The organism is Marinomonas sp. NPDC078689, from assembly GCF_044542435.1.
GTDB lineage: Bacteria > Pseudomonadota > Gammaproteobacteria > Pseudomonadales > Marinomonadaceae > Marinomonas > Marinomonas arenicola.
Genome location: NZ_JBITUJ010000007.1, coordinates 223163 through 237308 on the forward strand (window position 1 = coordinate 223163; position 14146 = coordinate 237308).

Here is a 14146-nt window from a genome sequence, read left to right on the forward strand (position 1 = left end):
TGGCCGATTTCAGATCACTTACATTGTGAGATAATGATTATCATTTATTAAAATAACGAACGAGTCGGAGTGTGTGATGAAGATCAAAAATGTTGTGGTTTCCAGTGCGTTAATGCTTGCCAGTCAACTGGTCATGGCCTCTCAGCCTGAGCGGATTGTGAGTTTTGATTACGGCAGTTTAGACACGCTCACAGAGTTAGGGTTAGCAAACCAAGTCGTAGCGGTTCCCAAACAAACTCTGCCACATTATCTTGCCGCCTATAATACCGACCAATACGTAGACGTGGGCAACGCCAAAAATATCGACATCACCGCCGCGGGCACAGCAAAACCAACGCTTATCATGATTTCTGGGCGCCAACAAAGCCACGAAGCGGAGCTAAAAAAACTCGCTAAAGTAGAAAACATGAGCTTTGACACAAAAGACTATTGGAAAAACTTCAGCGCTCAAGTAGAGCAGATTGGCAAGCAGTTCGGTGTAGAAAACAAAGCAAAAACCGCGCTTGCTTCACTGCATTCAAAGATCGATGCGCTAAAAGCCAAAGTGGGTCCAAACAAACACTTTGTCCTGGTCATTCATAATAATGGCCACTTAATGATGGGGAATTACCCTGTGGTGGATCAAGTCATGGGGCTTCAGCCATCCCCTATCCCTGCCGGCGTAGAAACCAAAAAACGTGGCAATCGTAGCTTCACACCACTAACGCCAGCCAACATAGTCACTATGAATCCAGATGTGCTCTACATAGTTGACCGTAGCGCAGCCATCAACAAGCCAGAAGAAGCATTGGACCTAGCGGCTTTCAAACAAACCTTAGCAAAACTGGGGGGTGGCGACATCAAAGTCAGCAACCTAAACCCTGGTCTTTGGTACATAGCCGGCAACGGTTTAGAAAGCGTTTATCTGCAAGCTGAAGAAGTCGCCAACGCCTTCTAACTCAAAGCTTAACCACACAAAATAAAAATGACGATAAGGGCAACCTTATCGTCATTTTTTTATGCTTGTGGGCTCGGCGGTCTGGCGCCGACTAATGTGGGCATGACTTCTCGAATCAACTCGAAAAATTTTCTTAGACGTGCGGGGTAATAGCTGGCGTAGGGATACACAAGATAGACAGGTAAAGGGTCTGCTCGCCACTCAGGAAGCAGCTGGACAAGTGAACCAGAGGCAAGGTCATCGTTAATGACCCACGCTGAGGAAACACATACGCCAACCCCTGATAACACAGTGTTTCTTAATGCATACAAGCTATCGGTAATAAATCTGGGGAAAAATTCCAACTCTCGGCTGCTGTTGTGTGCCGCGCACTGCAAGGTTATTTTGTTGCGATAAAAGGTACTCAAGGCCGCCCAAGGCAATCGTTCTAACTCATCGAGTGTTGTCACCTCTGAATATTGCTTTAGTAACAAGGGTGACGCGACTATGATGCGAGGGACTTCGGCCAATAAAATAGCCACCATAGACGAGTCCGTAATCTCGCCGACTCGAATGGCACAATCAATGCCATCGTTAATGAAGTCAGGCGAATGGTCGTTGAGCATCCACTCGACAGAAATCTGTCCGTGATCGTTTAAGTACTTCATCAAAGGGGCGATCAACTGATCTTGACCAAACGCGTGAGGAACTCGAACTTTTAAGGTTCCGACTGGGTCATCATTGGCATTGATCAGATCTTCTTCTAGCGATTCCCACTGCTCTAGTAACTTTTTGGCATGTTGATAACAACGTTCACCATCGTCGGTTAACTTCATGGCGTGCGTCGTGCGCATAATAAGCTTGGCGCCCAATCTTGCTTCTAAAGACTGTAAGCGACGACTCACGGTTGGCTGCGTTGTATTCAATTGCAATGCCGCCGATGACAAGCTACCGCTCTCAACAATACGCACAAACGTCTGCATCATTTCTATACGGTCGATGCCACCTGATTTTATTTCTTTCATACGTTCAACGTATATCAGTTTTACCTTACCTGTGGCTACCAATCTTTTCTACAAACGATAAAAATGTGTGCATTCTAACCGCTTCTCACCAGAACGAGATTCTACTATGTCATTGCAAACTAACACCCTTACCACTCCCCAGCACAAAGCGATTGGGCCTTCTCGCTCGCTTCTTTTTAGTTTATCGGTCGGCGCTGGATTAAGTGTCGCGGCGATTTATTACAACCAGCCCATGCTCGGCAATATTGGTCAGGACTTTCATTCCAGCGTCAGTGCCACCGGCCTAATACCAACCTTGACGCAAATTGGCTATGCCTTGGGCATCTTGTTATTGATTCCGCTTGGAGATCGTTTTAACCGCCGCCATGTCATCCTAGCCAAAGGATTGATGCTCGCGATGGCCTTAATCTTGTGCTCCTTTATGCCATCGCTTAATGGCATGCTGGTCACCAGCTTGATCATCGGCATCATGGCGACTATGGCTCAGGACATTGTTCCAACGGCGGCGATATTGGCACCAGATGCCCAGCGAGGTAAGGCTGTTGGCACTGTTATGACGGGATTGCTAATCGGAATTTTGCTGTCTCGCGTGGTCAGTGGCGTGGTCACAGAGCTGGTCGGATGGCGAGTCATGTATCAAGCGGCGGCAGCCAGTATTATCGCCATTTCCGTGATACTTTGGCGCGTGTTACCCAACATGGAAACCCACACTAATGTCAGCTATCTCGCGCTTATGCGCTCTATGCTGACACTCTGGAATCGCCATCCAACATTACGTCGTGCCGCGTTGTCTCAAGGCTTATTATCACTTTCATTTAGTGCCTTTTGGTCTACGCTTGCGGTCATGCTGCATCAAAATTATGGGTTTGGCAGTGCCACCGCTGGGGCCTTCGGATTGGCGGGTGCGGCTGGCGCATTAGCCGCGCCGCTGGCGGGTAGACTTGCGGACAAACAAGGACCTTCTCGAGTTACTCAAGTCGGTTCTGGATTGGTGGCTTTATCGTTCGCACTGATGTTCTTACTGCCGTATTTGTCTACTAATGGCCAAATTGCTTTGATCATCCTCTCTGCAATCGGTTTTGATTTTGGAGTACAGGCTGCCCTGGTTTCTCACCAGACCTTGGTTTACGGCATCGACCCTACTGCTCGAGGGCGTCTAAATGCGCTATTTTTTACCGGCATGTTTATTGGTATGGCGGCAGGTTCGGCACTTGGCAGCCAAGCGTTAATGAGCCTAGGCTGGAGCGGTGTGGTTTCGTTAGCCACCATTGCAGGCATATTAAGTTTGATTATTCGAATGACAGAAAGAACGAAATAAAGCGCGCTATAGCCTCGCTTGTAAAAACAAGAACGCCTGCAAAGAAATAACGATTTGCAGGCGTTTTAACCAGGCTAATGTGATTGTTTAGCTTAGTGGCTCGATTTGAACTTCTCTACCATTCCTTGTAGCTCACTGGACAAATCGTTCAACGCCGTTGCGGTTTGCGATACCTGCTCAGACAAATTATTCGACTTCACAGTACCATCGTGAATAACAATCACATTGGTGTTTATTTCTTCTGCCACCAAGTGCTGTTCTTCGGCCGATGCACTGATCTGAATCATCATGTCTTTGATGCTCAAAACAGACGCCAGAATTTGCTCGAACACGGAATACGTTTGAGAGGCAAGATCAACGGACCCTTTCGCCACACTCACACTGTGTTCCATTTTACTGGCCGATACATTCGTTTGTTGCTGCAAACGCGTTAGCAACTTATCAATTTCATCTGTCGATTCTGCGGTACGTCCCGCCAAGGTACGAACTTCATCCGCCACCACGGCAAACCCTCGGCCGTACTCACCGGCGCGCGCGGCTTCTATGGCCGCATTCAATGCCAACAAGTTGGTCTGCTCTGCAATCGCTTTGATCGTGTCCAAAATACTGACAATGTTATTTGATTCTTCTGACAGCACCTTCATCGACTCATTCGAGCTGAGCAATTCCGTTTCTAGGCCTTTCAATGAATCCATGGTTTCTTGAATCAGTTTATTGCCTTCTTGAACTTGTTGCTCGCTGCTTTCTGCGGCATGCGCTGCCGTACTGCAATTCGAAGCGACTTCATTGGCCGTCGCCACCATTTCATTAAACGCCGTCGACACATGATCGACTGAGTTCACTTGATGAGAGACGACTGACGTTAATTCAGAAGACAAATCGTCGGAGCGCTGTGCGACGTCGCCAATCTGATGACACGAGGATTTTGCATGGCTAATAATGCCATCAATCGATGCCACAAACTGATTAAACGCGGCCGCCATTTGTGCTGATTCGTCATTGCCTTTTACTTCTAAGCGCTGCGTTAAATCCCCTTCGCCTTGGCTAATGTCTTCTAAACGAGCGGCCATCACTTTAATTGGGCGAATCACAATATTGGCTAACACAGAGCCAATCACAACAAAAATAACAATCATCACTAGCGCGATAATTAGCGTAATCATTAACAAGTGATTGGCTTCACCATAAACAACTTTTTCAGGCACCAAACCAATCAACTTCCATCCCAAATGAGGCGATGTATGAACCCGTGCAAACCAATCTTGGCCATCAATGGTGATACTTTGCAGCCCTTCCTCTGAGGTTAACGCCCCATACGGATAAGAAGCTTTATCAATCGCTTTAAAGTTATTTTCAGTGTCTCTTGGGTCTGCCAAAATAGTACCTGTGTCTTCCACCATGACCACATAACCATCGCCCCCGAATTTCACTGTAGACAATAATTCCGTCAACTTTTGCAGAGTCACATCAACACCTACCGTGCCTTGGAAACCGTTTTTACCATCAAAAGCATGCAAGAAGTCTACTAGAGGGGCGCCGGACGCTAAATCCTTGTATGCCGGAATTCGTACCGCCTCATCCTTACTATTGATAGAGCGTTTATACCAATCTCTGGTGAGTGGATTGTAGTTCGCAACGTTCTTGCCCTTTGGCCATTGCAAATACCCTTTGTCATTTGCCCCTAACCAAATAAATTTTAAATCCGGATGGGTTTGGCCAAACGCGTCCATTAAAGCAAACGCTGCCTGCTCTTTTTCAGAGTTTTGATCCGGTGTCATTTGCTGTGATTCTTTATCGTAATAGCTGGTAATGCTACCGGGAGTGAGTTCTGTTAAGGCTTGAGTACGGGCAAAAAAAGCCGCATTTTCCGCTAGATTATTTAGGTACATAGAAAATAAAGAGTCGACGTGCCCCATTTCTAACTGGCTTTGGCGTGAGAAATCAGCAAGCGCATTAGAGCGAACATTTCCTATAATCACAGCTGAAATAATAAAAACTGGCAAGATAACGCCTGCCGCCACTAACGCAATAATCTTAGACCGAACTGTCATTGAGACCTCTCATGAACTGACCAAAAAAGGGTATCTACACCTCTACTGAGACGTGAAGCAAGATGACCTACTAATTATTAACGGCCATTCCTCTGATACCACGAGGCAAAATAATCGATTTTTTGCACATTGTCAGTTGATTTTTACAATATCAAGAGAGAAGGTGAAAATAGTTGGCTTGCTCTATGCTTGAAAACATTCTATTAGTTATTCAGACACTGTAAAAAAATCCCCCCTCAACCTCTTTATTTGGAATAACAAAGCGACTTATGAAACTTTCAGCCTCTTTCTTATTAATTACTTCTGCGCTTACCTTTAGTGCGTTTGCTCAAGCAGATCGTCTTGAAGACATTCAAAAACAAGGCTATATCACAGTAGGAACAACCGGCGATTACACTCCTTTTTCGCATTATGATGGCAAAGAATTTACTGGCTATGATATTGATGTCGCAAAATATTTTGCTAAAGAAATGGGCGTGGAAGTGAAGTTTGTTCAAACCACATGGAAAAACCTAGTGCCCGACCTTAAAAGTGATAAATACGACATCGCTATGGGAGGAATTACCCGTCGAACGTCCCGTCAAATGGCGGCAGACATCTCTCAGGGGTACATGACATTTGGTAAATGTTTCCTAGTGGCGAAAGGCAAAACGGCCGCGTTTGATACATTGGCAGAAGTTAATCGTCCAGAAGTCAGAGTCGGCGTGAACATCGGTGGTACCAATGAAAAATTCGCCGATCAATACCTGCCTAACGCCACCCTAGTCCGTTTTGAAAACAACCTCGATGTTCCCAAGGCTGTGGCAAGCGGCAAGGTAGATGTAATGATCACCGAAACGCCAGAAGCGCTTTACTACCAAGTAACCGACGATAAATTAGAAGCGTCTCGTGCCGGCAATCCATTCACCAAAAGTCAGTTCGGTTATTTGATTCCAGCAGGCGAACAACGCCTGTTAAATACCGTGAACTTCATGATGGATGAAATGAAATTAAAAGGCATTGATGAGCAGATAATGAAAGAAAATCATCTGCAATAAATCTTTTTTGCTCAACCTCTGTCCGCTTTATAACGACTATAAATCAGACAGAGGAACTCTTTCCTTCACATAAAAGTGTTTTTCTTAGTAGTATCCTTCCTCGGCTTTTCTTATTTGCATTCGTTGATGTAAGGATACTCTCTTGGACTACAGTCTTTTCACTGTCTCGCTCTTAATTGGCACCGGATTTATAGCCGGTATTATCAACACATTGGCCGGTGGCGGTTCTAACCTGACCCTACCCGCACTCATGGTCATGGGCATGCCTGCTGATATTGCCAATGCAACCAACCGAGTCGGTGTGTTTTTGCAGAACTTGACCGCGGTGGCGGGGTTTAGAAAAGCAAAAAAACTCGATACGGCAGACATTATGCCGGTGATGATTCCCTCTTTACTCGGTGGTGTAGTAGGCGCCTTTGCTGCCAGCTACGCACCTGAAACTTGGCTCAAACCGTTATTATTAAGCGCCATGATAGGCATGACGCTGATTATGATAGTCCGCCCAACCTTAATCGCGCCACCAGAAGGAACCGTGCCCTTTAAAGTGTCAGAAAAGCCCAGCGCATGGATCGCCTTATTCATTGCTGGGGTGTACGGTGGGTTCGTGCAGGCAGGCGTGGGGTTTATTCTTATCGCCGCACTCGCCGGTACGCTGCGTTATGATCTTGTTCGTACCAATGCTTTGAAAATGGTGTGTACGATCGGCTTTACCGCATTGGCTTTGGGGGTCTTTATTTGGAACGACCAAATTCTTTGGATCCCTGGTTTAATCCTCGCTTCTGGCACCATGTTAGGCTCGCATCTTGCGGTGAAATTCGCCATTAAAGCCAACCCAAAGCATCTTAAATGGTTCCTATTTATTATGACCGTATGTGGCAGTGCGGCGGCGTTACTAAGCGATTAAGCGCCTCACAACGAGCCCACAAAACAGATAAAAAAATACCCACTTCGACGTGGGTATTTTTTATCGAATAACTCGCCGATCACGCTTGGCTAAGCGCCAACCACCCAAGCAAGCATGTACATCGCAATAGCAACAACCAACGACATCAGCACACCATACAATAAATTCGACCGTGCTAATTGAAAGTTATCCACGGCGTATTTTCCTGCCACCGATAAGTTAATACCAGATAGCGGACTGATTGCCGTTCCTACGCCCCAAGAACAAAGACAGACAAAGGCCAATAAGGTGTTATCTACGCCATGAGCCGGCACTAAAGAACTCATTAATGAAATGCCCACAATCGGGTGTAAGCCCAATAAGGCAATCGCACAAATGCCCACAAAACAAGAAAAAGCCTCAACAAAACCAAACGAATCAAACAAAGACCAATTCGCCCCTAATACGCCAGCCAAGGCCAAACTGACGGCCTTAGTGAGCAATCCTGCTGACAAAAAAAGTGACACTTCATTGGCCATATTCGGCAGACGGATATACACATGGTCCGTAAGCCGTTGCTTAGTGTATCGGGCGCCGCTCTTCAGTACCAAAAGCACAATCACAGAGACTGGGCTCAACAAAGTCACAATCGATAAAATCGGCAAGTCCGGCATAATAAAATAATGGAACACCAGTACAGATGCGGCCAAGCTAAGGGGAAAAACCAGCGAATGGAAAGCCAGAGGAAACCCTGAAAATGAGGTAAGAGTGCCTCTTTTATTGAACTCCCACAGCGAAATCAGACAAGAAAGCATGGCCATTGGCACCCCTATTATGGCCAGTTGATGGAACTCCGCATGCGGCGCAATCGACAAGGCAACCGCCATCGAAGCAAAAAAAGGCGACCAAAACCCTGCACTGGTCAGCGCTCGAACCAAAATTGAGTATTGTGCTTTCGATAAGGACCCCGTGTTTCGTTGCAACTTATCACCAACTAAAAACACCGACGACATATTAATCACAGCACCTAATAAATGAACACTAGCCCAAGTGCTAACCACGCCTTTCGCACCAAGAATCGGCGCTTTTTGCTTAACGGGATCAGGTAGCAACCCCAATACAGACACTGCGGATAGCATTGCTACAATCCCCAAGTTGCCTTCTATCAAGCTGAAAAAATTCAAACTGACGCCGTTAAAATACGCCGTCAGTAAGGCAATAATAGCCACACCAAGCAACAAACGAATTTGCTTTTTATTGCGTGCATTTAACCGCGGCCACGCCATGATAAATACGGTCCAATAACAGAGGGCAGACAGCGCATAAGCCCAGCCCACACCCGGAATAATAGACAATAAAAACAAACCACAACCAAGCGCGACACCGTACCCTGAGAGCCTGTGTAATGAAAACGCGGAACCATCCTGATGGTGAAACATAAGGTGCCTTAATGAAAACGAGTAGGGGAAAAGGGCGTGACATCAAAAAAGGTGATGGCTAAAGCGATGGCATTAATGCCCAACCGCGAGCCTAATACATTAATAGCAATGTCGAATGCACTATGTGACAAATAATACCCGCCTTCAAAACACATAGAAATAAGTATTGATTCACTTTTCGGCAAGCCATGATCAAGAAATTGGGCGCGAGTATTAAGATCAAGCTGATGATTTTTCGTCACTTAATATAAAAGCGGCTTATTTACGCCGCTTTTATCAAGGTAATAGAGGTGGTTTTTCTGATTAAGGCTTCATCTTGTCGACCATTTCGACAAAGCGTTGTACGCCTTGCGTGATCTCGTCCAACCCTCTCGAAACGTCTGTGATGCTTTCTTTGCCATGTAATGCAATGCCAGAAACAGAGCCTAATATTTGATCCATTACATTAATCAGCTCATGATTACGTTCCACCACTTTCGCAATTTCCGCCGTGGCTTCAGACGTGTTACTGGCCAGATGTCGAACCTCGTCAGCAACCACCGAAAAACCGCGCCCCGCTTCCCCAGCTCGGGCGGCTTCAATCGCTGCATTCAAGGCCAGTAAATTGGTTTGATCTGCAATCGAGCGAATGGTGACCACTATGTCAGCGATGCTTTTTGATTGCGCCTTTAGTTCTTCTCCTGTACTTGATGCACTGGAGACCTTGTCAGCGATATCGCTCGACGTTTTCACCGACTCGTTCAGTACTTTTACCGCATTCGTCGCCACTTGGCTGGTTTGCTCGGAGGTGGCTGCCGCCAAATCAATGGCATTCAGCGCCATGGTCACTCGTGCGGTAATGTCAGAGGCAAATTTGATCACTTTGTAAACTTGCCCTTTCTCGTCGAAAATAGGATTATAAGTGGCTTCTAACCAAATCAGTTTGCCATTCCCATCAAAGCGCTTAAAGCGACCTGAAAAGTGCTGACCACTGGCAAGTTGCTGCCAAAAATTCGGATTGTCTCGATAAAAACTCTCGTCACAAAACATCTTATGATGCTTGCCTTGAATCTTGTCTAATTCGTAAAACATGGCGTGTAAGAAGTTACGATTTGCCGTTAAGATAGTGCCATCTGGATCAAACTCAATCACGGCTAAAGAACGGTCTAGGGCATTTAAAATCGCATGCTTATTTTTAAGAGAGTCTTGCATTTCGGTCACGTCATTTGCCATCTTGATGACCTTTGAAACCTGACCATCCTGACCAATAACAGGGAAATAACTGGCTTCAAGGTAAACGGGCTCTTTGCTTTTTTTAAAGCGTAAGAAATTGCCGTTAAATGATTTCCCCGACTTTAGATCCTCCCAGAAAATCTTATATTCGGAGGATTTAGCGTATTCTGACTCACAAAACATTCTATGATGCTGGCCAACAATTTCCTCTAGTGAAAATCCCATTACATCCAAGAAAATAGTATTAGCGTCGATCACTATGCCATCGGCCGTGAAACTAATATAAGCCGTATTCGTTTTAATCGCGTTCAACTCATCTTGCACCTGCTCCGTGCGGCTCGCCATAATTGACTGCTCTGCTGATGTCTCTTTTTTCCGAGTGCCAAATAACATTCCTGTTACTCCTATGCCGTCATGATGGCTATCTATTCCTAGTGGATGTCGACAAATGATTTGTCCTGTTCAAACTTAGTAAACGATAGCGATATTTGCGAACACTTCAGACAATATAAGTCATCACTCAAAAGGTGTATTGCTTTGCAACTAAACGCCATGGTCTACTGAAGTCTGTTTAGATCAGACTGCTCGGAGTGTAAATGCTCGACCTTAGACCCAATTGCGAATGCTGCGACAAAGACCTTCCCGCGTCGTCTAACGACGCCATGATCTGTTCGTTTGAATGCACCTTCTGCTCTACTTGCGTGAGCACGCTACTGAATAATATTTGTCCAAATTGTGGCGGTAACTTTGTCCCACGCCCTATTCGTCCTCGCAACAAGCTTGAGCGTCACCCTCCTTCGACAAAGCGTGTTCTCTCTCCCTGTAAAGCGCGCTAAACCACGCCGCTATTTATCGCGCTAGATCATGTTTATTTTTCACTTGTTAAATCCTTATTAACACCATATTCTCTCGATCGATCAAGTAATGCAGAAGTTTGTTAATTTTCGTAATTCGTAAAACGCATTGCTGATAAAGATTAAAACCGCCTCAAGCGCACATTCAACATAGATTTAACTTCATTTACCTATCACGACATCAGGAAGATACAGTGTTCACTAAAATGACTCTTAAAACGCAATTCATCTCTATTATCACCATTCCCTGCATTGCCTTATTACTAGTGAGTTTGTTTGGCCTAAATGGCCTATCAAACATGCAAAATCAGGCCGAGGAGTTAGCAGACAATACAAATATTCCAATGCGCTCATTAGCCGAAGTGGCCTCTCGCATTCCACGTATGCGGGTGGGTATTGATGTGATTCTTTTGCAAGAAATTTCGTCCATGAGAGACACGAAAGGAGTACTAACCCGCGTACAAGAAACACGCACAGAAGACATTCCTGAAATGGATGAAGCGCTCAAAAATGCCCTCGATGCGCAAGTAAATCCTCACATACGAACCAAGGTTCAAGCGCTCATCAATGTCTTTTCAAAGGTAAAAAGTGATGAACTAACCCCCATGCTTGCCGCAATGGAAAGCGGTGATCTGGCGACAGCAAAAACCCTCTACCGCACGCAATATGCCAACAGCTACAGCGTGATGCGAAAAGCCGTTAATGAGATCCTTGATGAGCTTCTTGCCCAAAGCCACAACAGCTACCTAGCAAGCTCAAGCAATCACAGCAAAACGCTCAATGAAATGGTCGCGTTAACCGCCATCGCTCTCATTACCTCAGTATTACTGGCGCTATTAATTCTGCGTCGTTTAAATAAGCGTGTCAGCCACTTGCAGCAACACATCACGCAAGCCAGTGATAACCTTGATCTGGGCTCAAGAGTGGAGCTTAAAGGCGATGATGAACTCGCCAATATTGGTCAACACTTTAACGTTTTCTCGGAGAAAATCCGCGCCGCCATTGAAGCGGTGGCTGAAAACTCCAAACAACTTGCTCACACCGCCAATGATGTCGCAAAAAAGGCGCAAGAGACGCATAACAACTCATTAAATGAACGTGATCGCACCACACAAATTGCGACGGCCATCCATGAAATGGGCACCACGGTAGAGAACATTGCTAGCAATGCATCCGACGCGGCAAAAGCGGCTCAAGAAGCCGATAGCCAAGCACACAGTGGTGCAGGTTTAGTCGATAAAGCGCGTCAAAGTGTGGTTTTGTTGTCTGGTGAAATTGAGCATATCAGCACCGACATTGGCTCTCTGGCGTCACAAACCGATTCCATTGGCAGTATTTTGGACACCATTCGTAGCATTTTCGAGCAAACAAACTTATTAGCCCTGAATGCGGCGATTGAAGCCGCTCGAGCCGGAGAGCACGGTCGAGGCTTTGCCGTGGTGGCTGATGAAGTACGCAACCTAGCTAGCCGTTCGTCAGAGTCGACTGATGAAATTCAGAAAATGATCAACCTGCTACAAGAGCAATCGGCAAAAACAGTAGCGACGATTAAAATAGGGCAAGAACAAAGCCATGATGTCGTGACACAAGCTGGCGATGCGAGTAACGCGCTGGTGCAAATCACCTCCCACATTAGCAAAATCAGTGACATGAACATTCAAGTCGCAACGGCGACAGAAGAACAGTCTCTCGTCGTCACCGAAATGAGCCGTAACGTCGAAGAGATTAATCAACTTACCACGGAAACGGCAGACATAGCTGACGCCCTAACAGCCTCTAGTCGCAACCTACAAAGCTTGTCGAATCAACTCGATAATCTCGTGACGCAATTTAAACTCTAATATTCCCTCTCTGACACGATTAAAAAAAGCGTTATTAGAGAAAATTCATGAAGATGGATTCGAACCTTGGCTAGTACTAGATGACCGCGATGCAGTGGTAAAAGGCTGGAGTGACCTCGGACTAACCTGCTTACAATGCGCGCCGGGGGATTTCTAGCAAGAAAGCGAATGCGCACTCAATAACCTGTATTCAATCGCCTTGTCACAAAATTTGATGACAAGGCGACGTTACCTGAAGGCTATAAGTGTGCCGAAATGACTTTAAAAGCGAACAGTTGAGTGACTTCAGTTGCGTTGAAATTATTGTCCGAGATAAGGACAAGAGTCTCTTGTCCATCTGCTAATTTAGGGCCAAAGGTAATGCCTTCTAAGTTATCAAGTCGAGGTAAATTAGCCTGATTCAAGTTCAGCAATAAGCGTTTATGCATCGGTTTAAACTGACCGGCGACCAGTTTATTGCGCCCTTTCACATTCGTCGCGCCCTTCATGTCCGTTTGATAGATACGAATGTAATCATGATAATGACCCTTCTTATCCTGAATACCTGCGCGTTCTAATACCAATAAATGCTGATTATCCACCGCTAAAATTTCTGATACGCCATTATCTGCGTGCTTACCGGCATCTGGCGCGGCGGGCAATGAGTCGACCGGATAAACATACTCACCCAGTACGGTATTATTTTTGCCGTAACGTAGAACTCGTGAAAAAGCCCCCTTATTAAGCGAAGGTACTGGACCATCTTGTATTAAAGGCGCTTCCATCGCGACAAAATACGCCTTCTTATCTGGGGTATAACTGCTACCTTCAAACGCTAAATTATCATAAAAGCCACGAGCCTTATTTTTAGGGTCGAACTTAAACGCCACCGGTACTGGCAGTTCGTCTAAGTAATGACCATCTATATCTGCATCTCGAATAAAAGGACTAAAACCTAAAGAACGATCGCCTTCGCTGGTATAACGGATTCCCTTAGTATAAGGGTTAAAGCGTATGGACTCGAAATCTGGCACAACACCTTTATGATCACTAAGATAAGCGACTTTACTTGGGTAAAGGCTACCGTTCGGCTGTAAGAGCGGAATCATTTTTGTTAGCGTCATAGCGCCGACGTTATTGGCCGTGATGGTCATTTTTCCAAGGTAAGCACGATCGGGACCTTTATCAGACCTATCGTCACTGATCATTAACCATTGTTTATTTTTTGCATCGTAATCAATTCCAGATAATCCCCCAACAGTCACACCATCGACAGTGGCATCATTAGGAATGATGTACTCACCAATATAATCTAGCTTACTAATAGGATAATGCTCTTCCTTAGCAGCAGAAGCATCTATAGATACAACCAAACACCCAATAGCGAGCATTGAAAAATAGGACCTTCTCATTTTATTTCCTTCAAAATTTCAGATTATCAAGATAATTTGGAAAATAGGATAGGACTCATCGAGGGTCAAGAATATTTACAAAGTCTTAAATTCAGATAATAAGTGCGACACTGCTAATCAGGTGTAGAAGAAGCCAACTGCTGAAGTTGGTATGATTCTTCTTACCACAGAACAAAGCA

The 14146-nt window shown here is 45.5% G+C and carries 12 protein-coding genes and 1 pseudogene; 7 read left to right on the forward strand and 6 right to left on the reverse strand.

All coding sequences use genetic code 11. The features are described 5' to 3' along the window. Positions 1–76: 76 nt before the first annotated feature. On the forward strand, positions 77–937 hold the full coding sequence (locus tag ACIGBN_RS13025; protein ID WP_133002400.1) for an ABC transporter substrate-binding protein: 861 nt from the start codon (positions 77–79) through the stop codon (positions 935–937). 59 nt (positions 938–996) lie between these two features. Here the strand turns inward: ACIGBN_RS13025 and ACIGBN_RS13030 are convergent, their stop codons facing one another. Next, positions 997–1941, reverse strand: a complete 945-nt coding sequence (locus tag ACIGBN_RS13030; protein WP_396665912.1) for a LysR family transcriptional regulator — start codon at positions 1939–1941, stop codon at positions 997–999. A gap of 106 nt (positions 1942–2047) precedes the next feature. Here ACIGBN_RS13030 and ACIGBN_RS13035 point away from each other — a divergent pair, with 106 nt between their 5' ends. Next, the gene (locus tag ACIGBN_RS13035; protein ID WP_396665914.1) at positions 2048–3259 is read left to right on the forward strand and encodes an MFS transporter; all 1212 of its coding nucleotides are present in this window, start codon (positions 2048–2050) and stop codon (positions 3257–3259) included. Between the two features lie 92 nt (positions 3260–3351). On the opposite strand, the gene ACIGBN_RS13040 is transcribed toward ACIGBN_RS13035, so the two are convergent. Next, positions 3352–5310: a methyl-accepting chemotaxis protein gene (locus ACIGBN_RS13040; protein ID WP_396665916.1), complete on the reverse strand. Its 1959-nt coding sequence runs from the start codon at positions 5308–5310 to the stop codon at positions 3352–3354. 269 nt (positions 5311–5579) lie between these two features. Here ACIGBN_RS13040 and ACIGBN_RS13045 point away from each other — a divergent pair, with 269 nt between their 5' ends. Together ACIGBN_RS13045 and ACIGBN_RS13050 are read left to right on the forward strand one after the other, a co-directional pair. Then, positions 5580–6347 (forward strand): transporter substrate-binding domain-containing protein, encoded by a 768-nt coding sequence (locus tag ACIGBN_RS13045; RefSeq protein ID WP_396665918.1) that lies wholly within the window; start codon positions 5580–5582, stop codon positions 6345–6347. Between the two features lie 142 nt (positions 6348–6489). Continuing rightward, a complete protein-coding gene (locus ACIGBN_RS13050; RefSeq protein WP_133002395.1) occupies positions 6490–7251 on the forward strand; it encodes a sulfite exporter TauE/SafE family protein in 762 nt (253 codons plus the stop codon). Between the two features lie 89 nt (positions 7252–7340). On the opposite strand, the gene ACIGBN_RS13055 is transcribed toward ACIGBN_RS13050, so the two are convergent. From ACIGBN_RS13055 to ACIGBN_RS13065, 3 genes are all read right to left on the reverse strand, one after another. Next, positions 7341–8669: a hypothetical protein gene (locus tag ACIGBN_RS13055; protein ID WP_396665920.1), complete on the reverse strand. Its 1329-nt coding sequence runs from the start codon at positions 8667–8669 to the stop codon at positions 7341–7343. An 8-nt stretch (positions 8670–8677) separates the two neighbouring features. Next, positions 8678–8800 carry a hypothetical protein gene (locus ACIGBN_RS13060; RefSeq protein WP_396665922.1) on the reverse strand — a complete coding sequence of 41 codons (123 nt, stop codon included), beginning with the start codon at positions 8798–8800 and terminating at the stop codon, positions 8678–8680. A 172-nt stretch (positions 8801–8972) separates the two neighbouring features. Then, a complete protein-coding gene (locus ACIGBN_RS13065; RefSeq protein WP_396665924.1) occupies positions 8973–10274 on the reverse strand; it encodes a methyl-accepting chemotaxis protein in 1302 nt (433 codons plus the stop codon). A 203-nt stretch (positions 10275–10477) separates the two neighbouring features. Between ACIGBN_RS13065 and ACIGBN_RS13070 the strand changes: the two genes are divergently transcribed. From ACIGBN_RS13070 to ACIGBN_RS13080, 3 genes and pseudogenes are all read left to right on the forward strand, one after another. After that, positions 10478–10717 carry a DUF1272 domain-containing protein gene (locus ACIGBN_RS13070; RefSeq protein ID WP_396665926.1) on the forward strand — a complete coding sequence of 80 codons (240 nt, stop codon included), beginning with the start codon at positions 10478–10480 and terminating at the stop codon, positions 10715–10717. Positions 10718–10929: 212 nt separating this feature from the next. Next, positions 10930–12576: a methyl-accepting chemotaxis protein gene (locus ACIGBN_RS13075; RefSeq protein WP_396665928.1), complete on the forward strand. Its 1647-nt coding sequence runs from the start codon at positions 10930–10932 to the stop codon at positions 12574–12576. 19 nt (positions 12577–12595) lie between these two features. Beyond that, positions 12596–12733, forward strand: a pseudogene (locus tag ACIGBN_RS13080) (polynucleotide kinase); the annotation flags it as partial. An 82-nt stretch (positions 12734–12815) separates the two neighbouring features. On the opposite strand, the gene ACIGBN_RS13085 reads toward ACIGBN_RS13080, so the two are convergent. Next, positions 12816–13967, reverse strand: coding sequence for an esterase-like activity of phytase family protein (locus ACIGBN_RS13085; protein WP_396665930.1), 1152 nt, complete (start codon positions 13965–13967; stop codon positions 12816–12818). Between the last annotated feature and the right edge of the window lie 179 nt (positions 13968–14146).

Bases quoted from the DNA above. Each gene is read 5' to 3' on its own strand.
- ACIGBN_RS13025 (WP_133002400.1), top strand. From the start codon at position 77: ATGAAGATCAAAAATGTTGTGGTTTCCAGTGCGTTAATGCTTGCCAGT.
- ACIGBN_RS13030 (WP_396665912.1), bottom strand. From the start codon at position 1,941: ATGAAAGAAATAAAATCAGGTGGCATCGACCGTATAGAAATGATGCAG.
- ACIGBN_RS13035 (WP_396665914.1), top strand. From the start codon at position 2,048: ATGTCATTGCAAACTAACACCCTTACCACTCCCCAGCACAAAGCGATT.
- ACIGBN_RS13040 (WP_396665916.1), bottom strand. From the start codon at position 5,310: ATGACAGTTCGGTCTAAGATTATTGCGTTAGTGGCGGCAGGCGTTATC.
- ACIGBN_RS13045 (WP_396665918.1), top strand. From the start codon at position 5,580: ATGAAACTTTCAGCCTCTTTCTTATTAATTACTTCTGCGCTTACCTTT.
- ACIGBN_RS13055 (WP_396665920.1), bottom strand. From the start codon at position 8,669: ATGTTTCACCATCAGGATGGTTCCGCGTTTTCATTACACAGGCTCTCA.
- ACIGBN_RS13065 (WP_396665924.1), bottom strand. From the start codon at position 10,274: ATGTTATTTGGCACTCGGAAAAAAGAGACATCAGCAGAGCAGTCAATT.
- ACIGBN_RS13070 (WP_396665926.1), top strand. From the start codon at position 10,478: ATGCTCGACCTTAGACCCAATTGCGAATGCTGCGACAAAGACCTTCCC.
- ACIGBN_RS13085 (WP_396665930.1), bottom strand. From the start codon at position 13,967: ATGAGAAGGTCCTATTTTTCAATGCTCGCTATTGGGTGTTTGGTTGTA.